The organism is Paenibacillus sp. JJ-223 (genome assembly GCF_927798175.1).
Lineage (GTDB): Bacteria > Bacillota > Bacilli > Paenibacillales > Paenibacillaceae > Paenibacillus > Paenibacillus hubeiensis.
Window position 1 is genome coordinate 52218 of the sequence record NZ_CAKMMP010000010.1, and the last position, 20532, is coordinate 72749.

General features: G+C 50.7%; 16 protein-coding genes. All 16 read left to right on the top strand.

The genetic code is table 11. The features are described from left to right. Positions 1-63 precede the first annotated feature (63 nt). The 16 genes from L6H98_RS17870 to pnp all read left to right on the top strand — a co-directional run bounded on the left by L6H98_RS17870 (position 64) and on the right by pnp (position 20515). A complete protein-coding gene (locus tag L6H98_RS17870; RefSeq protein WP_236417123.1) occupies positions 64-1218 on the top strand; it encodes a 1-deoxy-D-xylulose-5-phosphate reductoisomerase in 1155 nt (384 codons plus the stop codon). 492 nt (positions 1219-1710) lie between these two features. Further along, on the top strand, positions 1711-1986 hold the full coding sequence (locus L6H98_RS31415) for a DUF4135 domain-containing protein (RefSeq protein ID WP_339277487.1): 276 nt from the start codon (positions 1711-1713) through the stop codon (positions 1984-1986). A gap of 36 nt (positions 1987-2022) precedes the next feature. Further along, positions 2023-3294 carry an RIP metalloprotease RseP gene (gene rseP, locus L6H98_RS17875; protein ID WP_236417125.1) on the top strand — a complete coding sequence of 424 codons (1272 nt, stop codon included), beginning with the start codon at positions 2023-2025 and terminating at the stop codon, positions 3292-3294. Between the two features lie 62 nt (positions 3295-3356). Beyond that, positions 3357-4811: a proline--tRNA ligase gene (gene proS / locus L6H98_RS17880; protein WP_236417126.1), complete on the top strand. Its 1455-nt coding sequence runs from the start codon at positions 3357-3359 to the stop codon at positions 4809-4811. A gap of 146 nt (positions 4812-4957) precedes the next feature. Continuing rightward, entirely contained in the window at positions 4958-9280 is a 4323-nt protein-coding gene (locus L6H98_RS17885; RefSeq protein WP_236417127.1) for a PolC-type DNA polymerase III, read from the top strand. Between the two features lie 189 nt (positions 9281-9469). Beyond that, on the top strand, positions 9470-9931 hold the full coding sequence (rimP, locus tag L6H98_RS17890) for a ribosome maturation factor RimP (protein WP_236417128.1): 462 nt from the start codon (positions 9470-9472) through the stop codon (positions 9929-9931). 124 nt (positions 9932-10055) lie between these two features. Then, positions 10056-11153: a transcription termination factor NusA gene (gene nusA, locus L6H98_RS17895; protein WP_236417129.1), complete on the top strand. Its 1098-nt coding sequence runs from the start codon at positions 10056-10058 to the stop codon at positions 11151-11153. Between the two features lie 26 nt (positions 11154-11179). Next, positions 11180-11488, top strand: coding sequence for a YlxR family protein (locus tag L6H98_RS17900; RefSeq protein ID WP_236417130.1), 309 nt, complete (start codon positions 11180-11182; stop codon positions 11486-11488). After that, complete coding sequence (locus tag L6H98_RS17905) at positions 11481-11810, top strand: ribosomal L7Ae/L30e/S12e/Gadd45 family protein (protein ID WP_236417131.1); 330 nt, start codon at positions 11481-11483, stop codon at positions 11808-11810. The genes L6H98_RS17900 and L6H98_RS17905 overlap by 8 nt, the downstream gene beginning before the upstream one ends. After that, the gene (gene infB, locus L6H98_RS17910; RefSeq protein WP_236417132.1) at positions 11803-14442 is read left to right on the top strand and encodes a translation initiation factor IF-2; all 2640 of its coding nucleotides are present in this window, start codon (positions 11803-11805) and stop codon (positions 14440-14442) included. Before L6H98_RS17905 ends, infB begins: the two co-directional genes overlap by 8 nt. A 25-nt stretch (positions 14443-14467) precedes the next feature. Next, positions 14468-14827: a 30S ribosome-binding factor RbfA gene (gene rbfA, locus L6H98_RS17915; protein ID WP_236417134.1), complete on the top strand. Its 360-nt coding sequence runs from the start codon at positions 14468-14470 to the stop codon at positions 14825-14827. 19 nt (positions 14828-14846) lie between these two features. After that, the gene (locus L6H98_RS17920; protein WP_236417136.1) at positions 14847-15818 is read left to right on the top strand and encodes a bifunctional oligoribonuclease/PAP phosphatase NrnA; all 972 of its coding nucleotides are present in this window, start codon (positions 14847-14849) and stop codon (positions 15816-15818) included. After that, entirely contained in the window at positions 15818-16741 is a 924-nt protein-coding gene (gene truB / locus L6H98_RS17925) for a tRNA pseudouridine(55) synthase TruB (RefSeq protein ID WP_236417415.1), read from the top strand. Before L6H98_RS17920 ends, truB begins: the two co-directional genes overlap by 1 nt. Positions 16742-16809: 68 nt before the next feature. Further along, on the top strand, positions 16810-17748 hold the full coding sequence (locus L6H98_RS17930) for a bifunctional riboflavin kinase/FAD synthetase (protein ID WP_236417137.1): 939 nt from the start codon (positions 16810-16812) through the stop codon (positions 17746-17748). 160 nt (positions 17749-17908) lie between these two features. Beyond that, positions 17909-18178, top strand: coding sequence for a 30S ribosomal protein S15 (gene rpsO, locus L6H98_RS17935; protein ID WP_056700672.1), 270 nt, complete (start codon positions 17909-17911; stop codon positions 18176-18178). 234 nt (positions 18179-18412) lie between these two features. Continuing rightward, positions 18413-20515, top strand: coding sequence for a polyribonucleotide nucleotidyltransferase (gene pnp / locus L6H98_RS17940; RefSeq protein ID WP_236417138.1), 2103 nt, complete (start codon positions 18413-18415; stop codon positions 20513-20515). Positions 20516-20532: the final 17 nt, after the last annotated feature.

Here is a 20532-nt window from a genome sequence, read left to right on the forward strand (position 1 = left end):
AATGCAGATCGTGTATGGCGAATGGCCGTACATGTAATGGGATAAATGAAAATGAGGTGCAGCATGAAAAAAATTGCGATTCTCGGTTCTACCGGTTCCATTGGAACTCAGACACTGGATGTCGTAGACATGCATCCAGACCTTTTTCAGGTCGAGGGTCTGGCTGCCGGGGGAAACATCGAACTTCTGATAGATCAAGCCAAACGTTACAGGCCGCAAAAAGTATCCGTCGGTTCCAAGGAGCTTGCAGACAGGATCGCTCCATATCTCCCTGCGGGAACGCAGCTGTGTTACGGCGAAGAAGGTCTGATTGAAGTTGCATCCGGAACCGATGCAGATACGGTTGTCACTGCGGTAGTGGGCAGCGTCGGATTGGAGTCCACGCTGGCAGCGATCGAAGCAGGCAAACAGATCGGCCTAGCCAATAAAGAAACGCTGATTACCGCCGGCCATATCGTTACTTCCCGGGCTGCGGCCAAAGGCGTAGCGTTGCTTCCCGTGGACAGCGAACACTCTGCCATTTTTCAATGCTTGAACGGGGAGAATCGGGATCGCATAAAAGGCATTACGCTCACGGCATCGGGGGGCTCCTTCAGGGACTTGTCCCGCGAACAGCTGGAGCACGTGACCGTTGAAGACGCATTGAAACATCCGAACTGGTCCATGGGATCCAAAATCACGATCGATTCCGCCACAATGGTCAACAAAGGACTTGAAGTGATTGAGGCTCACTGGCTATTCGGCCTTGATTATGATCAGATCGATGTGCTGCTTCACCCGGAGAGCATTGTCCATTCTTTTGTGGAGTTTGAAGACACGAGCATCATTGCCCAGTTGGGAAATCCCGACATGCGCGTACCGATCCAATATGCCCTGACTTATCCCGATCGATTGCCGTCACCTTCCAAGAGACTTTCGCTGGCACAAGCAGGGCGATTGAATTTTCGCGAGATGGACATGGAACGGTTTCCATGTTTAAGAATGGCTTATGAATGTGGAAGAATGGGAGGAACTGCGGCCACGGCTTTCAATGCGGCTAACGAGGTAGCGGTAGCGGCGTTTTTGAAAGGGCTGATTCCATTTTTGCAAATAGAATATATCATCGAGAAAGTGCTTGATCAGCACGTTCTTATTCAGAATCCAGTCCTTGAGGAGATTCATTTGGCAGATCAACAGTCGCGCAGGTTTGCCGAGTCTTTGATTGAATTGAATTCATAAACCGAATAGGGTATTTATGGAATCAACTATATGGTATAATATAGTTGATTTTTTACATTGTTGAGCATCCACCAGACACGCCAAGCGGACCGCTGGGCTTTCGTGTTTTACGAAGCCCGGGTCATATCACATACTGTGAACCATCGTATTTCTAAGGTCCCCTTCAAGATCTGTTCTGATCGAAAAGGTGGCCTTTCTACATATTTGAAGGAGGAATCGGGCATAGCCAGCCAATGAATGGTTATACATCCCTTGAGAAAAGCAATACACTAAGCTTGCGGAATGGAGTATACGGACGTTAATATAAAAGCTGCAGCGCTAGACGTCAGGATTGTTGAAGGGCGTTACACCTCATGATCAATATGAATGCTACAATGAAGTGTTACTAAGAGACGTTGTATAGGTTGAATCGATACCGGTCATGGATCCTGTTCTGGGCCAAATCCAGGGGACCAACAGCTCGCAGTCTTTCGCTAGTTTAAAGCGTGTGCTATGCCTCAAGAGATTTCGTGTTATGATTATCGTTATGGCGGGTACGTTCCGCTGCTGCATGTTCCGGGCTCAATTGATATTCATTTTGAGAATATTATCGATTATGGAGAATATCCTCTATTCATAGAAATGGAAACCCTGTTTTCAAATGAAGTCGAGCAGAGAAGGCTTGGCCGCTACCCGTTCATGAACCGTCGTTTGGAAGATATCGCACTTGGCAGCGATCCGAGATCCAAAATACTTCTTGGTATTTTTTTGAGAATAATGTTATTCTAAAGCTTGCATACTAAGTTGAAGGAGGTGCAAATGTAGTTGGAAACTCTAAAAATCGCGTTCTATGTGTTCATGATGTTTTTTGTGATTGTTGCCATTCATGAATGGGGCCATTATTATTTTGCGAAGCGTGCAGGCATTTTGGTTCGTGAGTTTGCTATCGGTTTTGGTCCTAAAATGTTTTCATATAAAAGAGGCGAAACTCAGTTTACGTTCCGGTTGCTTCCATTTGGCGGTTATGCCAGAATGGCAGGCGAAGATCCTGATATTTCTCTTATAGACGTAGGGCAAACCATATGCGTTCGCATCAAAGACGGCAGCATCGAAAAGATATTCACCGCCAACCTCGAAAAGTATAAGAATGTCATTAAGGGTGAGGTCCTGCATGTGGATTTGGAGACAAATCTGCAGTTGGAATTGGATGTGGATGGGGAACGTATGGCATTTTCCGTTCATCCTCAAGCCCTTATCGTAGGAAAAGACAACACCATGCAGATTGCGCCTAAAGATCGTTGGTTCAGCAGCAAAACGGTCGGGCAGCGTGCTATGGCTATTTTTGCAGGGCCGCTGATGAATTTCGTGCTTGCGTTTGCATTGTTTATTATCTATATCCAGGTGAGCGGCGTTCCCGTTGAAAATCCTTCTTACATAAAAATAGCCGAGGTTTCGGCTAATGGGCCTGCGCAGCAGGCAGGTTTGAAGGAAGGGGACATCATCAAGTCCATTAACGGTACGGCTGTTGGGGCGGATCAACAGAAACTGATCAGTCTCATCTCCGAATCCAAAGGCAAATCTATGGATTGGATGATAGAACGGGGAGGTCAGGAGGCCTCCGTCTCTGTAACTCCTGCGGACGTTGATGGATCAGGAAACGGCAAGGTAGGGATCTCTCTTGGATATCCGACCAGACAAGCCGGTTTCATCGAAACGCTGTCGCTTTCGGGCAAATATACCATCGAAACATCCAAACTGATCTTTAAAGGTCTTCAGCAGCTCGTGCAAAATTTTGCCTTGGACGATATCGGGGGGCCTGTAAGAACGATTGAGGTTACCGGAGAGATTGCTAAATCTGGCTTGGATCGATTAATATATTGGAGCGCCATGATTAGCATTAACCTGGGTATTTTCAACCTGCTGCCGATCCCGGCGCTGGACGGAAGCCGTCTCATCTTTCTCGGGATCGAAGCGGTGCGCGGCCGGCCTCTGAACCCGAATCGGGAAGGCATGGTACATTTTATCGGTTTTGCGATGTTGTTTGTGCTAATGCTTGCAGTAACTTATAATGATATTCTACGATTAATTAACAGATAATTATGGTTGGACTGTCTTTGCAGCCAGTGAAGATGGTCGTAATGGGAGGACACTGGATTCTTATGTCGAAGGAAAATGATAAACAGTTCGTGACTGAAATTACGCCACAGGGAGAGGACTTTTCCCGCTGGTATATTGATGTGATTAAAAAAGCCGATTTGATGGATTATTCCCCGGTGCGCGGCTGCATCGTGTTCAAGCCGGACGGATTTGAAATCTGGGAGCATATCAAGGATGAGCTGGATCGCCGTTTCCGCGAAACGGGCCATCGCAATGCCTACTTCCCGATGTTCATTCCGGAGAGCTTTTTCCAGAAGGAAAAAGAGCATGTGGAAGGCTTCAATCCCGAGCTGCCTTGGGTCACCGAGGCTGGCGGAGAAAAGCTGGAAGAGCGGCTTGCGATCCGCCCGACGTCGGAAACGATCATCGGTCACATGTATTCGAAATGGATCCAGTCCTATCGTGACCTGCCAGTGCTGATCAACCAATGGGCGAACGTTGTTCGTTGGGAGAAAAGAACGCTGCCGTTCCTGCGTACAAGCGAATTCCTTTGGCAGGAAGGCCATACGGCGCATGAGACGGAAGAAGAAGCACGTGAAGAAACGATGCGCATGCTGGAAATTTACCGCGAAGTGGTCGAAGAGTATTTGGCCATTCCGGTGATCAGCGGTCAGAAGACGCCTTCCGAGAAATTCGCGGGAGCGGTGGACACGTACTCGATCGAAGCGATGATGAAGGATGGACGTGCCGTACAGGCCGGAACTTCCCACTACATGGGCACGAACTTTGCCAAAGCCTTTGAAATCCAGTACCTCAGCCGCGAAAACGTGCTTGAGCATGCCTATACGACATCCTGGGGTGTAAGCACGCGTTTGATCGGAGCACTGATCATGGTTCATGGCGACGATCGTGGATTGGCACTTCCTCCAAAAGTGGCACCGACGCAAGTCGTGATGATCCCGATCGGACCGCCAAAAACGCGTGATGCCGTCGTTGGCCGTGCCGACGAGTTGTTCTCCGAATTGAAAAAAGCGGGCATTCGCGTAAAAATGGATGACCGCAGCGACGTACGTCCTGGTTGGAAGTTCAACGAGTATGAAATGCGCGGAGTCCCTGTCCGTCTGGAAATCGGACCTCGCGACATGGAGAATGGCGTTTGTGTCCTCGTATCCCGCATCACGGGCGAGAAAAAAGTGATTGAACAGGCTAACCTGGTGGAAGAAGTGCAGAACATGCTGGCACAGGTACAAGGCGAAATGCTGGAGCGTGCCCGCAGCTTTATGTCGGAAAACTTCTACTCCGTGGATACGCTGGACGAAATGAAACAGCTCATGGAAAACAAACGCGGCTTTACGCTGGCTGGCTGGTGCGGCTCGGAAGCTTGCGAAGATAAGGTTCGCGAAGTGACGGGGGCAACAAGCCGCAACATTCCGTTCGAGCCAAAGGAACAAAAGCATACCTGCTTGGCTTGCGGTGAAAAAGCGAAACATACCGTTGTGTTTGCAAGAGCCTACTAATCAGGAAGAAAGGGTGAATCCAACGATTCATCCCGCGATGTAGAATGGAGAGCTTCTGTCAGAAAAAATGAGTCGGTGCCGGGTCGGATCGAAGACATTTTGGACACAGGAGCTTTTCCTGTTTTGAAGGCACGAGGAGGAACATGATGAGTGGAATCGAGGAAAAGAGAAAACGGTTTGAATTGTTGATGAAGCAGGCCGAGCTTCCGTCCGGTTTGGTAGAGCCTTATTTTCTGGACGGATGGATCGAAAAGGTGGAAACGAGCCGCAGCAATCGCGACTGGAGCATTCTTATCGTAAAGGATACTTTGGTACCTGCGCCGATCTACCGGACATTTTGCCTGCATATTCAAGAAAAGCTGAATCATATCGCCAAAATTACGTTTGGCTTCAAATACAATGAACAAGTACAGCTCGGCGACATCGTGAGCGAGTATTGGAATTTGTTTCTGGAATGGGCGCATCGGGAAATTCCGTCCGTCAATGGATGGATGAGCCGGGCCCAGTTCGAATGCCAGGAGGATTTGCTGCAGCTGACGATGAGCGACGCCATGTCGCTGGAGCTTGCGCGCAAAAAACAGATCGATCAGGCCATTATGACCTTTTATGATAAATACTTTAATACATCGTTGCGCGTAAAAATGGCTGTCGGAGAACGTGGGAACAATCAGGAGGCCATGGAGCAGTTCCAACTTAAGAAGCGGGAAGAAGAGCGGCAGGTCATCGAACAGATGAGGGCTGCAGCCGTCGAATCCGAGATGCCGGAGGAAGAAGATCAGGGCGAGATTCGCCTGCAAATGGGCTATGAAATCAAAGAACCGCCAGTGCCTATGCAGGACATTCAGGACGAAGAGAAAAAGGTAACGCTGCAAGGGACCATTTTTGGCTTGGAAAGCAAAGAGCTGCGTAACGGCAATACGTTGTTCACGTTTTTCCTGACCGACTTTACCGACTCGATGCAGATGAAGATGTTTGCGAAGACGAAGGAAGATGTCAAGATCCTCAGCCTGCTGGCCAATGGTAAATGGGTCAAAGTCCGTGGGCGTGTCGAATACGATCGGTTTATGCAGGTTCCGGAGTTGGCCATGATTCCTTCCGATCTGATGGAAGTCAAGGCCCCACCGTCCCGCAAGGACAATGCGGAAGAGAAGCGCGTCGAATTCCATCTTCATACAACGATGAGCACGATGGATGCCGTAACCTCCATTGACAAATACGTGAAAACGGCTGCTGCCTGGGGGCATAAAGCGATCGCTGTCACGGATCATGGCGGCGTGCAAGTATATCCGGAGGCGGCCAAGGCGGCGAAGAAAAACGGCATCAAAATGATCTACGGGCTGGAAGCCAACGTAGTTAACGATTCCGTTGCCGTTGTGCTGGCACCCCAGCCGCTGGAATTAAAAACGGCCACGTATGTGGTATTCGATATCGAGACAACGGGTCTGTCGGTCACCCAAAACAAAATTATCGAGATCGCCGCGGTGAAGATGCAGGACGGCAAAGAAATCGATCGGTACGCCTCCTTCGTCAACCCGCATGAGCGAATTCCTTACAACATTCAACAGCTCACCAACATTACGGATGAAATGGTAAAAGATGCGCCAGAGCTTGAACCGGTCATTCGCGATTTTGCTGCGTTCGTGGGGGACGGGGTGCTGGTTGCGCACAATGCTCGATTTGATATGGGCTTTATCCAGGCTTCCCTGAAAAGCCTGGGCATGCCGGAGCTGCCTAACCCTGTCCTGGATACGTTGGAGCTGGCGAGGCTGCTCTATCCTACGATGAAAAACCATCGGCTCAACACGCTTGCCGATAAATATAAAGTGGCGCTTGAAAGCCATCACCGGGCCATTGACGATACGGTGGCACTCGCCGGCATCCTGAACGGTTTGCTGAACGATGCGGCTCAAATGAAAGGGTTGACCATGCTAGACCGTCTGAATGACTATGTCGGCAAAGACCTGTCCAACACGCGTCCGTTCCATTGCTGTATTTACGCGCTGAACGGAGTCGGGAAAAAGAACCTGTACAAGCTGGTATCGTTATCCCATACGGAATATTTCAAACGCGTGCCATGTATCCCGAAATCGAAGCTGGTTGAACTGCGCGAAGGGCTGCTCATTTTGTCAGGCTGCGAAAAGGGTGAATTTTTCGAAGCGGTGCTTAACAAATCGTTGGAGGAAGCCGAGGAGATTGCCCAGTTTTACGATGTGCTCGAAATTCAGCCCTTGACGATGTATATGCACTTGGTCGAGAAAGCTTTGGTCGCTACGCCGGATGAGCTGAAAACGGCCATTCGCAAAGTGGTGGACATCGGCGACAAGTTGGGCAAACCGGTCGTTGCGACGGGGAACGTGCATTATTTGGAGGAACGGGACAAGCTGTTCCGCGACATTACGATTCACGGCATTACCGGCTTCAGCCCGCTGAAGGATATTCGCAAACCGGACGCCCATTTCCGCACCACGGATGAGATGCTGCAGGAGTTCGAGTTCCTTGGCACGGACAAGGCGTATGAAGTCGTTGTGACCAATACGTCCGAATTGGCGGACCGTTTTGAAGAGATCAAGTTGTTCCCGGACAAGCTCTTTACGCCGAACCTGGAGGGGGCCGACGAGGAAATTCGCAATACGTGTTACAATACGGCGAAATCGATCTATGGCGAAGAGTTGCCTGAAGTCATCGTAGCCCGGCTGGAAAAAGAACTGGGTCCGATCATCAAATATGGATTTTCCGCGAACTATCTCATTTCGGAGCGGCTCGTTAAAAAATCCAATCAAGACGGTTACCTCGTCGGATCGAGGGGATCGGTCGGTTCCTCTGTCGTGGCGACGTTCCTGGGCATTTCCGAGGTTAATCCGCTGCCTGCCCATTACATTTGCACCAATTCGGATTGCAAATACAGCGAATGGTTCCTCGATGGCAGCGTGCCAAGCGGATTCGATCTGCCCGAGAAGGATTGCCCGAAATGCGGCAATAGGCTGAAAGGCGAAGGACAGGACATTCCGTTCGAAACGTTCCTCGGATTCAAAGGGGACAAGGTTCCCGATATTGACTTGAACTTCTCCGGCGATTACCAGCCGCATGCGCACAATTATACGAAGGTATTGTTTGGCGACAAGGCTGTTTTCCGGGCTGGCACCATCGGCACAGTGGCGGAAAAAACCGCGTTCGGTTTTGCGAAAAAATACGAGGAAAGCCACCACAAGAAATGGCGCGGGGCCGAATTGAACCGGCTTGCTGCCGGCTGTACTGGCGTTAAACGGAGCACGGGACAGCATCCCGGCGGGATCGTCGTTGTGCCCGATTATATTGAAGTCGAAGACGTTACCCCTGTGCAGTATCCGGCGGACGACGTCAATGCCGAGTGGAAAACGACGCATTTTGACTACCATGCCTTTGAGGAAAACTTGCTCAAACTCGATATTCTGGGACACGATGATCCGACCATGATGCGTATGCTGCAGGATTTGACGGGCGTGGATCCGACGACCATTCCGATGAACGATCCGAAGGTGATGAGCATGTTCAACTCGACGGAGGCGCTCGGCGTAACGCCTGAGCAGATCCGCTCACCTGTTGCTACTTTCGGGGTGCCGGAGATGGGAACGAAGTTTGTGCGCCAGATGCTTGTGGAATCCCAACCGTCCTCTTTTGCGGACTTGCTGCAGATTTCCGGGCTGTCGCATGGAACCGGAGTATGGCTCGGCAATGCGCAGGAATTGATCAAAAACGGAACGTGCACGATCAAAACGGTCATCGGCTGCCGTGACGACATCATGCTGTTCCTGATTTACAAAGCAGGCATGGACGCCAGCCTTGCTTTTAAGATTACGGAAAGCGTGCGTAAGGGACGTGGTTTGCCGCAGGAATGGATCGATGAAATGAAAAAATGCAAAGTGCCGCAATGGTACATCGATTCTTGTCTCAAAATCCAGTACATGTTCCCGAAGGCGCATGCCGCTGCTTACGTGATCTCGGCTGTGCGTACCGCTTTCTTTAAGTTGTATTATCCGATTCAATATTATGCAACGTATTTCACGGTTCGTGCCGAGGACTTCGACATCGAGCTCGTGTGCCAGGGCTACGATGCCATCTATCGCAAAATCGTCGAGATCGAGCAATTGGGCTTCCAGGCTCCGCCAAAAGAAAAAAACATGCTGCCGATTTTGGAGATGGCGCTTGAAATGACAGCGCGAGGTTTCTCGCTCAAGCCGATTGATCTGTATCGTTCCGAAGCGACGAAATTTATCGTGGACGGCAATTCGCTGATTCCGCCGTTCTCGGCGCTGGCCGGGATCGGTGACAATGCTGCGCGCAATATCGCGGCGGCGAGAGAGCATGGGGAGTTCCTCTCCATTGAAGATTTCCAGCAGAAGTCGAAGGCCAGCAAAACGATCGTCGAGCTTCTTACGAGCATGGGATGCTTCCGAGGTTTGCCTGAAAGCAACCAGTTGTCCTTGTTCTAAAGGGCGAAGGTTAGAGCTTACTTGTCACTATTACCAGACTATGTTATAATTTCTGGAGTGAACGAGATAGTACGAATTTCTGAAGAGTGGGGAAACCCACTCTTTAGTCTTTGGTATGAAAGAATCTTGGGTATTTAACAACTGCCGGCAACTATTGGCCGGTGTAACCTAAGTTGGAGGTTATCGGTTTTGAGCACATCGAAGATTAAATCTACTGTGGAAGAAATGATCCAACCCTATTTGAATGAACAAGGCTTCGAGCTGGTTGACATCGAATATGTCAAAGAAGGCAGCAGTTGGTTTCTGCGGGTATATGTCGACAAAGAAGGCGGTATCGACATTGACGATTGCGTCATGATCAGCGAGCAGCTTAGCGCCAAGCTCGACGAGACCGATCCGATTCCGACCGTCTACTTCCTTGAAGTGTCCTCTCCGGGTGCGGAACGTCCACTGAAAAAGCCGGAGGACGTTGCCAAAGCCGTAGGCAAAAACGTATATGTGACGACCTACGGACCGGTGAACGGAATGAAAGAGTTTGAAGGCAAACTGCTTTCTTTTGATGGCAGTGAGCTTGTCATTGAGGCCGGCAAGAAACAACATGCCGTTCCTTATGACAAGATTGCAAGCGCGCGCTTGGCCATTCTGTTTTAGGTACCTTGTTCACTTACCTAATAAAAAGACACATCCCTCGCGATAACGGCAAGGTGCCCGGCAGTTTTGGGCCTTCGCCGTTTTACGTATGGGGTGCCATGTTTGAAAGGGGGATCAATTATTCATGAGTATGGACTTTATTGAAGCAATGAATGAATTGGAGCGGGAAAAAGGGATTAGCAAGGATGTGCTGTTTGAAGCCATCGAAGCAGCTCTGATTTCCAGCTACAAACGGAACTTTAACACAGCTCAGAACGTGCGCGTCGACATGAACCGCAACACGGGCGTCATCCGGGTATATGCCCGCAAATTGATCGTCGAGGAAGTATTGGATTCCCGGACGGAAATTTCCTTGCCGGCAGCCCGCGAAATCAATCCTCACTTCCAATTGGAAGATATCGCGGAGATTGAAGTTACGCCGCGCGATTTCGGGCGTATTGCCGCCCAAACGGCGAAACAGGTCGTGACGCAGCGCATTCGCGAAGCAGAACGCGGGTTGATTTACAACGCTTTCGTGGATAAAGAGGAAGATATCGTCACAGGCGTTGTGCAGCGTCAGGATTTGCGCAATATTTACATCGACCTGGGCAAGATCGAAGCGGCATTGCCTTTGACGGAATTGATGCCGAACGAGAAGTTTGCTCACGGCGACCGGATCAAGGCGTACATCACGAAAGTGGAAAATACGACCAAAGGCCCGCAAATCATTTTGTCCCGTACGCATCCAGGTTTGTTGAAACGTCTCTTCGAGCTGGAAGTTCCCGAGATTTTCGACGGCGTGGTAGAAATTCGTTCCGTCGCTCGCGAAGCTGGCTTCCGTTCCAAAATCGCGGTGCATTCCCGCAATGAGGAAGTCGATCCGGTCGGTTCCTGCGTAGGTCCGAAAGGCACGCGCGTGCAGACCATCGTGAATGAGCTGCGCGGCGAGAAAATCGATATCGTTCGATACTCTGAACAAGTGGATGAGTATGTGGCCAACGCCCTCAGCCCTTCCAAAGTTTTGGAGGTTCAGGTATTCGAGGAAGAGAAGATGGCGCGGGTCATCGTTCCTGACTATCAGCTCTCGCTGGCAATCGGGATCAAGGGACAGAATGCCCGTCTTGCGGCCAAACTGACCGGTTGGAAGATCGATATCAAGAGCGAGACCCAGGCAGAACAGGAGTTTGGCAGAGAAAAGGATTCTTCCGCGGAAATGCATCAGGATTCCGTCTCCGTCGACTAGAGCTAAGCACGGGGGGGCGTTAATGTATGAAACCAAAAAAAGTACCGCTGCGCAAATGTGTGGCGTGCCAGGAAATGATGCCCAAAAAGCAGCTGATTCGCGTGGTCAAAACGCCCGAGGATGAGGTGCTGATCGATCTGACTGGCAAAAAATCCGGACGTGGCGCGTATTTATGCGGCAAAGAATCTTGTTTCAAGCTTGCATTCAAAAACCGGTCCCTGGACCGGGCGTTGAAAGGCAAGGTTTCACCGGAAATTTACGAGCAGCTGGCTGCAGACTTCATTCGCGTGGAGGATGAATTCAAGGCTGCGCAGGAGCGTGATCAGGATGAGTGACCAAAAAGTGTTATCTTACCTCGGACTCGCGATGCGCGCAGGCAAGCTGGCTACCGGTGAAGAAATTGTGCTCAAAGCAATCCGCTCTTCCGAAGCTAAAATGGTTATTGTTGCGGGTGACGCCTCGGCCAATACACAAAAGAAATTTCGCGACAAATGCGGTTCCTACCAGGTGCCGCTCGTCATCGGTTTTGACCGGGATCGCCTGGGTTCAAGTATCGGTAAAGACACGCGGGTTGTTCTTGCAGTAACGGACGTTGGGTTTGCAAAAATGATCTCCAAGCAAGTCGGTATAATGTCGGAGGTGGAGTATATTGAGTAAACAGGACAACAAGGATAAATTGCGGGTTTATGAATATGCGAAGTCCCTTAACATGAGCAGCAAAGAAATCATAACCATTCTTAAAAAACTGGATATTCCGGTGAACAATCATATGAGCGTCATGGAGAATGGTTCGGTGGATAAAGTGGAACAATTTTTTAAAAACATAAAATCATCTGCAGCTACGAAGCAGGGCTCCGAACCAAAGTCCGTTGCCACATCTTCGGTGCGCAGCGACAAAACAGTGGACAACAGCAAGCCGGCCGGCGGAGTGAACACGCCGGGCAATTCAAGTTCTTCCGGCAGTCCCGTACAAACAAAAATACAACAGGAAAAGCAGGTAGGTATGAACAATAGACCAAATTCCAACAATAACAACGGCTCCCAAAGACACAGCGGCCAAGACAGCCGCAACAGATCCAATAGCTCCCAAGGTTCAAACCAAGGGGGACAATCCGGCAACCGCTCCAGACCGGCGCAAAACGGAACTAACGGCAGTGCAGGCTCCCGTACGCAAGGCGGAACTGGCGGCAGCACCGCATCCCGTCCGCAAGGCGGAACTGGTGGCAGCACCGGATCCCGTCCGCAAGGCGGAGGACAGCGCAGCAACAACAGCGGTGGCGGTCAAGTAAGAAACGCAAATTCAAGCAATGGCGGCAATCGCAGCGGCGGCCAAGGCCAGAGCCAAGGCCAAGGACAAGGACAACGCCGAGGCGGCCAAGGCGGTTCGGGCGGAAACAACAACGGTAACCGTTCCAACAATGGTGGCGGACGTCGTTTCGATGACGGACGCGGCAACAATTTCCGCAACAATCGTGGTGGAAAAAATAACCGTGGCAGAAATCAACACCAGTCCCCGCCGCGCGAGAAAATCGACAATACGCCGAAGAAAATCATCGTTCGTGGTGACATGACGGTAGGCGAAACAGCGAAGCTGCTGCACAAAGACGCTTCCGAGGTGATCAAAAAGCTGATTGGCATGGGCGTTATGGCGACCATCAACCAAGAGCTCGATATTGATACGATTCTTCTTCTCGCGGGTGAATTCGGTGTTGAAGTCGAAGTGAAAATCCCGGTTGAGGACGATCGTTTCGAAACGGTTGAAGAGAACGACGATCCGGCAGATTTGCAGTCCCGTCCACCGGTCGTTACCATCATGGGTCACGTTGACCATGGTAAAACAACGCTGCTTGATGCCATTCGTAGAACAAACGTTACAGGCGGCGAAGCAGGCGGAATCACGCAGCATATCGGTGCTTATCAAGTTGAGATCAACAACAAGAAAATCACGTTCTTGGACACGCCAGGTCACGAAGCGTTTACCGCTATGCGTGCGCGTGGAGCTCAGGTTACGGATATTACCATCATTGTGGTAGCTGCCGATGACGGCGTCATGCCACAAACGGTTGAAGCGATCAACCATGCCAAAGCGGCCGGACTTCCGATTATCGTTGCCGTGAACAAAATCGATAAACCGGGTGCGGACCCAGATCGCGTTAAACAAGAATTGACCAACTATGAGCTCGTTCCGGAAGAGTGGGGCGGCGACACGATCTTTGTTAACGTTTCGGCGAAACAACGGATCGGACTGGAAGGTCTGCTTGAAATGATTCTGCTCGTTGCAGAAGTAAACGAGTACAAAGCCAACCCGAACAAACGTGCCCGCGGTACGGTGATCGAAGCCGAGCTCGACAAAGGCCGTGGCCCGGTAGCTCGCGTTCTCGTACAGCACGGAACATTGAAAGTCGGGGATGCGTTTGTTGCAGGTAACTGTTTCGGACGTGTGCGCGCAATGGTCAATGACAAAGGACGCCGTTTGAAAGAAGCCGGACCTTCGACACCTGTAGAGATTACCGGTTTGACCGAAGTTCCAGGCGCAGGCGATCCGTTCATGGTATTCGAAGACGAGCGCAAGGCACGTTCGATTGCCGACAAACGCGCGATTACGCAGCGTGAGTCCGATCTGGGCACCAACACACGCGTAACGCTGGATGATTTGTTCAAACACATCAAAGACGGCGAAATCAAGGATCTGAACGTGATCATCAAAGGTGACGTGCAAGGTTCGGTTGAGGCGCTGAAAAGCTCCCTTGCCAAAATCGAAGTCGAAGGTGTGCGCGTAAAAATCATTCACAGTGGTGCAGGTGCAATTACCGAGTCTGACATCATTCTCGCGACGGCATCGAACGCCATCGTGATCGGTTTCAATGTGCGTCCTGACAATCAGGCGAAAATCACGGCTGAGCAGGAGCAAGTAGACATTCGTCTGCATCGCGTCATCTACAGCGTGATCGAGGAAATCGAACAGGCGATGAAGGGTATGCTTGATCCGGTCTACAAAGAGAATGTCATTGGGCATGCAGAAGTTCGCAACACGTTCAAAATCAGCAAAGTGGGTACCATTGCAGGTTGTATGGTTACTTCCGGCAAAATCACACGTTCGGCGGAAGCTCGCCTGATTCGTGACGGCATCGTGCTGTACGAAGGCAAGCTGGATTCCTTGAAACGTTACAAAGATGATGCTAAAGAAGTAGCACAAGGCTACGAGTGCGGTATTACGCTGGATAATTATAACGATCTCAAAGAAGGCGACGTGATCGAAGCTTTCGTGATGGAGACCGTAGAACGATAAGCAAGGAAGCATGAGGTGAACAACGATGGCCAAGATTCGTACTGGCAGAGTAGGCGAACAGATCAAAAAAGAGCTTAGCTTGCTGATTCAATCGGAACTGAAAGATCCGCGCATCGGCTTTGTCACGGTGACAGGCGTTGAAGTAACTAACGACCTGTCCCAAGCCAAAGTATATCTGAGTGTTTTCGGGGATGAAGAACAGAAGGATAATTCGCTTAAAGCGCTCGGAAAAGCAAATGGGTTTTTGCGTTCCGAGCTTGGCAAGCGCATCAGACTTCGCCATGTTCCCGAATTGATCTTCAAGATTGATGAGTCGATTGCCTATGGCAGCCGCATTGAAAAGCTGCTCGGGGATATCGGCAGCGATAACAACGAATCCCAGTAATTGCATAAAGGAGACGGCTATGCACACTTATGAACAGGCGCTTCAGGACGGAAAGCAATTTCTGCTGGAGCATGACGATTACCTGGTCGTGTCGCATGTACAGCCGGACGGTGACGCAGTCAGCTCTACGGTAACGGTGGGCTGGCTGCTGTCATGTCTGGGGAAAACTTTCACGATGATGAACGAAGGCGAGATTCCGCAGCGCATGCGCTTTTTGTGGAATGCGGACCGCATCGTGAACATGACCGAACAGCCGCCGCAGCGGAAGTACAAAGCAGTCATTTGCGTGGATTGTGCAGATTTTGCAAGAGTGGGCTTAACGAAGCAATATTTTGAAGAAGATGCCCTCATTTTGAATATCGACCATCATCCGACCAATGACGGTTACGGCACGGTGAATATCATTAAACCGGATGCAGCAGCAACGGCTGAAATTTTATTCGATTTTGTCGGACAGTTTCCGATCCAGATGGACAAGGCTGCGGCTACGGCTATTTATACAGGACTGTTAACGGATACGGGTGGATTTCGGTATGCCAACACAAGTCCTAATGTGATGACAACCGCCTCCAAATTGCTGGAGTATGGCGTGGATGGACCGATGCTGGCCCAAATCCTGTTGGAGCAGGTTACTCTCCCGCAGGTGCGTATCCTGAACAAAGCGCTTTCCAGTCTGAAGATGACCGACGATGGCAAAATTGCCTGGGTAGTGATCACTCCCGAGGACATGGTGGCTTGCGGCGCGGCGAATGAAGATTTGGAAGGGATCGTCAACTATCCCCGCAATATTGAAGGGGTTGAAGTCGGTATTTTTTTCAAGGTCATTCATGACCAGGCCGTCAAAGTCTCTCTTCGTTCTGCAGGCAAGGTCAACGTCGCTGCACTCGCGCAAACCTTCGGCGGAGGCGGGCATGTGCTCGCTGCCGGTTGCCGGCTGGAAGGAAGCTTGGATGATATCGTAGACCGTGTATTGAAGCAGGTGAATGTATGATGGTAAAACCGTTTGAAGGGATTTTGCCGGTGTATAAGCCGGCAGGATTCACGTCCCATGATGTCGTTGCCAAAATGCGGCGAATCTTGAAGATGAAACGGATCGGACATACAGGAACGTTGGACCCTCAAGTCACGGGGGTACTCCCTTTGTGTCTTGGACGAGCAACAAGAGTTGTGGAGTACATGCAGGAACTTCCGAAGGAGTATCTGGCAACGTTGAGACTTGGATTGTCCACCGATACAGAAGATATGACAGGTGAAGTTACCCAGCGGGCGGATGAACCGGTTCGTGTGGCAGAGGCGCAAGTTTTGCAGGTATTGCAGCAGTTTCTGGGTACGATCTCCCAGGTTCCGCCCATGTTTTCCGCGGTGAAGGTCGATGGCAAACGGTTGTACGAGCTTGCCCGTGAAGGAAAAACCGTGGAACGCAAAAGCCGCGAAGTGACTATTCATGAATTGGAGCTGACGGGCATGGACGTCAGAGAAGATGTGACGGACATTTCCTTCCGCGCGCTATGTTCCAAGGGCACCTACATACGGACGTTATGCGTCGACATTGGCAAGGCGCTAGGTTATCCTTCCACGATGGTGAAGCTGGAACGTACGATATCTGCAGGCATTCCGGCAGACCGCTGCTTGCATATCGAAGACGTGGAGCGGCGTATGGCGGACGGAACGTTGGCCGATGCGCTGATTCCAGTGGATGAAGCTATTGCCTACTTGCCTGCTCATACGGTTGGCGATGCGCAGGCCAAAGGAGCCCTTCAGGGGCAAAAGCTATCGGCAAAGCTGCTCGATCCTCCCGCGGAGAAACCCGGATTTCTGCGTTTGTATGCGCAGGACGGCACATTTTATGGTATTTTCGAACGGGATGAAGCCAAACCGACGGTGAAGGCGGTTAAAGTTTTTTTGCCGGAATAAGGAAAACTTGAGTTTAGGCCGCGGTGATGCTAAGCTCTGTCTATCAAGCGAATTGCAGGTGAATGATTGTGAAAACGGTAATGCTATCGTATCCGCGGACGTTATCGTCCGAAGAATTGCATCCCCAGCCGCAGGTGCTGGCCATCGGCCAATTTGACGGACTGCATCTCGGGCATGCCAGCGTCATTTTATCGGCTGTGCGCATTGCGCGTGAAACCGGCACGCAAGCGGCCGTCATGACTTTTCACCCACACCCGAAAGAAGTCATGCGCAAAGGGGACTATGAGGGATATTTGACTCCTCTGAAAGATAAAGAAGACATCCTTTCAGCGATGGGAGTGGATGTGCTCTACGTCGTTGAGTTCAACGAACAATTCTCCCACTTGTCGCCAGACCAGTTTGTGCAGGATCTGCTGCTTCCATTACAAACGCGAACTGCGGTCGTCGGATTCGATTTCCGTTTCGGCCACAAGGGAGCAGGGGACGAAGCGCTGCTTCGAGAACTGGGGGGCGAGCAAATGAGCGTTGAGACGGTGCCGCCGTTTCTGTTAGGCGGCAAGAAGGTCAGCAGCTCGCTCATCCGGGGGCTGCTCCAGCGGGGCGAAATGGATGAGGCGAGTCGCTGGCTTGGAAGGCCTTACAGCATACGCGGCACCGTGGTGCATGGGGAGAAAAGAGGGCGAACCATCGGCTTCCCTACCGCCAATCTTGAGCTCACGGACCGTTACGTTGCACCGGCTACCGGCGTTTATGCCGTGCGAGTGGAGTATCGGGGACAGGAGCTGCGCGGGGTCATGAACCTTGGCGTGAAACCGACGTTTCATGAGCAGGGCATGAAACCGACCTTTGAAGTGCATCTGCTCGATTTCGAGGGGCAGCTGTACGATGAGGAATTGAAGGTAGAGCTGGTTCATTACATCCGTCCGGAACGCAAGTTTGCATCCATTGATGCACTCATTGCCCAGATTCGCGAGGATGCATTGACTGCCGCAAGGCTGCTCAGCTAACCATTGCATAATAAAATGGATGTTTACATTTACTTTTATTGGGCAACTATGATATAATGTACTACGTTGTCCTTCGGGGCGACATTAACCTTGGCTTGGTTGCTTGCTCTCACCGGCGGTAACGAGGCTAATGGCGATTATTATGAAGGAGGTGAATAGGATGGCATTGACTCAAGAACGCAAACAACAACTGATCGACGAGCACAAAACTCATGAGTCCGATACAGGATCTCCTGAAGTGCAAGTTGCTATCCTTACGGAAAACATCAGAAGTTTGACAGACCACTTGCGTACGCACAAGAAAGACCACCACTCCCGTCGTGGGCTTTTGAAAATGGTAGGTCAACGTCGTAAGCTTTTGGCTTACGTGAAAAACAAAGATGTTAAACGTTACAGCGCACTGATCGAAAAACTCGGATTGCGTCGTTAATTATCGTACATGTCTTCAAAACCAACCTGGCTGTTATCCGCCGTTCTTTTGTCTGAAAGGACAAGCGGGCCCACAGCCGGGTTGTTTTGTAGATGAACGCGGTGCCATATATTTGTAAATGAACGCTCCGCAAGGAGCTTTTGTTTTGCATGAGAGTATATTAGAGCATGCAGGAAATACTGTGAGAATGCAGAATCCATTGATGTAAGATTGATTTAAACAAGGAGGGATTTCATGGAAAAACATGTTGAAATGCAGCTTGGCGGCAGAAAGCTTGTGCTTGAAACAGGCCGTTTGGCGAAACAGGCCAATGCCGCTGTTAAAGTGACTTACGGCGATACCGTTGTACTGTGTACCGTAACGGCTTCCAGCGAGCCTAAAGATCTGGACTTCTTCCCGCTGACAGTTAACTATGAAGAAAGATTGTATGCCGTAGGTAAAATTCCGGGTGGATTCATCAAACGGGAAGGAAGACCGAGCGAAAAGGCGATTTTGGCCAGCCGTCTGACAGACCGTCCGATTCGCCCATTGTTCCCGGAAGGTTTCCGCAATGATGTACAAGTCTTGAATCTGGTGATGAGCGTGGATCAGGATTGCGAACCTCAGATCGCTGCCATGATCGGTACTTCCGCAGCTCTGAGCATTTCGGATGTTCCGTTCAGCGGTCCGATCGGCGGCGTAAAAGTGGGACGCATCAACGGGGAGTTTGTGGTTAACCCGACGATTGCACAGCTTGAAGTCAGCGACATCGAGTTGGTTGTTGCAGGTACCCGCGATGCAATTATGATGGTTGAAGCCGAAGCCAATGAGGTTCCGGAAGACATTATGCTTGAAGCGATCATGTTCGGTCATGAAGAGATCAGAAAGATCGTGACTGTCATCGAAGAGCTGGTAGAGATTGCCGGCAAAGAGAAGATGGCCGTAAAACTGCACGCGGTTAACGAAAACGTAAACCAAGAAGTGCGTGAATTTGCGGCAGGCCGCTTGGTGGAAGCCGTCAAAATTGCCGAGAAGCACGCTCGTCAGGATGCGATTGATGCCATCAACGATGAGACCGTCGCTCATTTCGAGGAAAAATATCTGGAAACTCCGGAATTGCTCAAAGATGTGAAAGAGGTCCTGCATGACATCGTCAAGGAGGAAGTGCGTCGTCTGATTACGCATGACAAAGTCCGTCCGGACGGCCGAGGATTGGCTGAGATTCGCCCGATCGAATGCGACACCTCGCTGCTGCCACGCACGCACGGCTCCGGTCTGTTTACGCGTGGACAAACACAAGCTCTCAGCGTATGTACGCTTGGCGCATTGGGGGATGTTCAGATTCTGGACGGCATCAGTCTGGAAGAATCCAAACGATTCATGCATCATTACAATTTCCCTCCGTTCAGCGTCGGTGAAGCTCGTCCGCTGCGTGCTCCAGGCCGTCGCGAAATCGGACATGGTGCGCTCGGTGAACGTGCGTTGGCCAAAGTCATTCCTTCGGAAACCGAATTCCCGTATACGATCCGTCTCGTATCCGAGGTGCTGGAATCCAATGGCTCCACATCACAAGCAAGTATTTGTGCAAGTACACTCGCGATGATGGATGCAGGCGTGCCGATTAAAGCCCCGGTAGCCGGAATTGCGATGGGATTGATCAAAGATGGAGAACATGTATCCATCCTTAGTGACATTCAAGGCATGGAGGATCACCTGGGAGACATGGACTTCAAAGTGGCGGGAACGGCAGAAGGCGTAACCGCAATTCAGATGGATATCAAAATCGACGGAATCGACCGTAAAATTTTGTCCGAGGCGCTTGCACAGGCTAAAGAAGGCCGCATGCACATCCTCGGCAAAATGAATGAAGTCATTCAGGCTCCGCGCGAGAATCTGTCGCAGTATGCTCCGAAAATTTTGACGATGCATATCAATCCTGACAAAATTCGTGACGTTATTGGTGCTGGCGGTAAAATCATCAATAAAATCATCGAAGAGACCGGCGTGAAAATTGATATCGAGCAAGATGGACGCGTCTTTATCGCATCTTCCAACCAGGAGATGAACGAAAAAGCCAGATCCATTATCGAAGGGATCGTACGCGAGGTTGTTGTCGGAGAGATTTATGTCGGCAAAGTGAAACGCGTTGAGAAGTTTGGCGCATTCGTCGAAGTGCTTCCGAACAAGGAGGGTCTCGTACATATCTCGCAATTGTCGACCGAGCGCGTTGGCAAAGTGGAGGATGTCGTTGCCGTTGGCGATTCCATTACCGTCAAAGTCACGGAAATCGATCAACAAGGCCGGATCAACTTGTCTCGCAAAGCCGTGCTGACTGCGGAAGCTCCTGCTCAATCCTAAACGTCAGCCAATCGAAT

Coding starts and splice junctions, on each gene's coding strand:
- L6H98_RS17870 (WP_236417123.1), top strand. CDS start 64: ATGAAAAAAATTGCGATTCTCGGTTCTACCGGTTCCATTGGAACTCAG.
- L6H98_RS31415 (WP_339277487.1), top strand. CDS start 1,711: ATGCCTCAAGAGATTTCGTGTTATGATTATCGTTATGGCGGGTACGTT.
- proS (WP_236417126.1), top strand. CDS start 3,357: ATGTCGAAGGAAAATGATAAACAGTTCGTGACTGAAATTACGCCACAG.
- L6H98_RS17885 (WP_236417127.1), top strand. CDS start 4,958: ATGAGTGGAATCGAGGAAAAGAGAAAACGGTTTGAATTGTTGATGAAG.
- nusA (WP_236417129.1), top strand. CDS start 10,056: ATGAGTATGGACTTTATTGAAGCAATGAATGAATTGGAGCGGGAAAAA.
- L6H98_RS17900 (WP_236417130.1), top strand. CDS start 11,180: ATGAAACCAAAAAAAGTACCGCTGCGCAAATGTGTGGCGTGCCAGGAA.
- L6H98_RS17905 (WP_236417131.1), top strand. CDS start 11,481: ATGAGTGACCAAAAAGTGTTATCTTACCTCGGACTCGCGATGCGCGCA.
- rbfA (WP_236417134.1), top strand. CDS start 14,468: ATGGCCAAGATTCGTACTGGCAGAGTAGGCGAACAGATCAAAAAAGAG.
- L6H98_RS17920 (WP_236417136.1), top strand. CDS start 14,847: ATGCACACTTATGAACAGGCGCTTCAGGACGGAAAGCAATTTCTGCTG.
- truB (WP_236417415.1), top strand. CDS start 15,818: ATGGTAAAACCGTTTGAAGGGATTTTGCCGGTGTATAAGCCGGCAGGA.
- rpsO (WP_056700672.1), top strand. CDS start 17,909: ATGGCATTGACTCAAGAACGCAAACAACAACTGATCGACGAGCACAAA.
- pnp (WP_236417138.1), top strand. CDS start 18,413: ATGGAAAAACATGTTGAAATGCAGCTTGGCGGCAGAAAGCTTGTGCTT.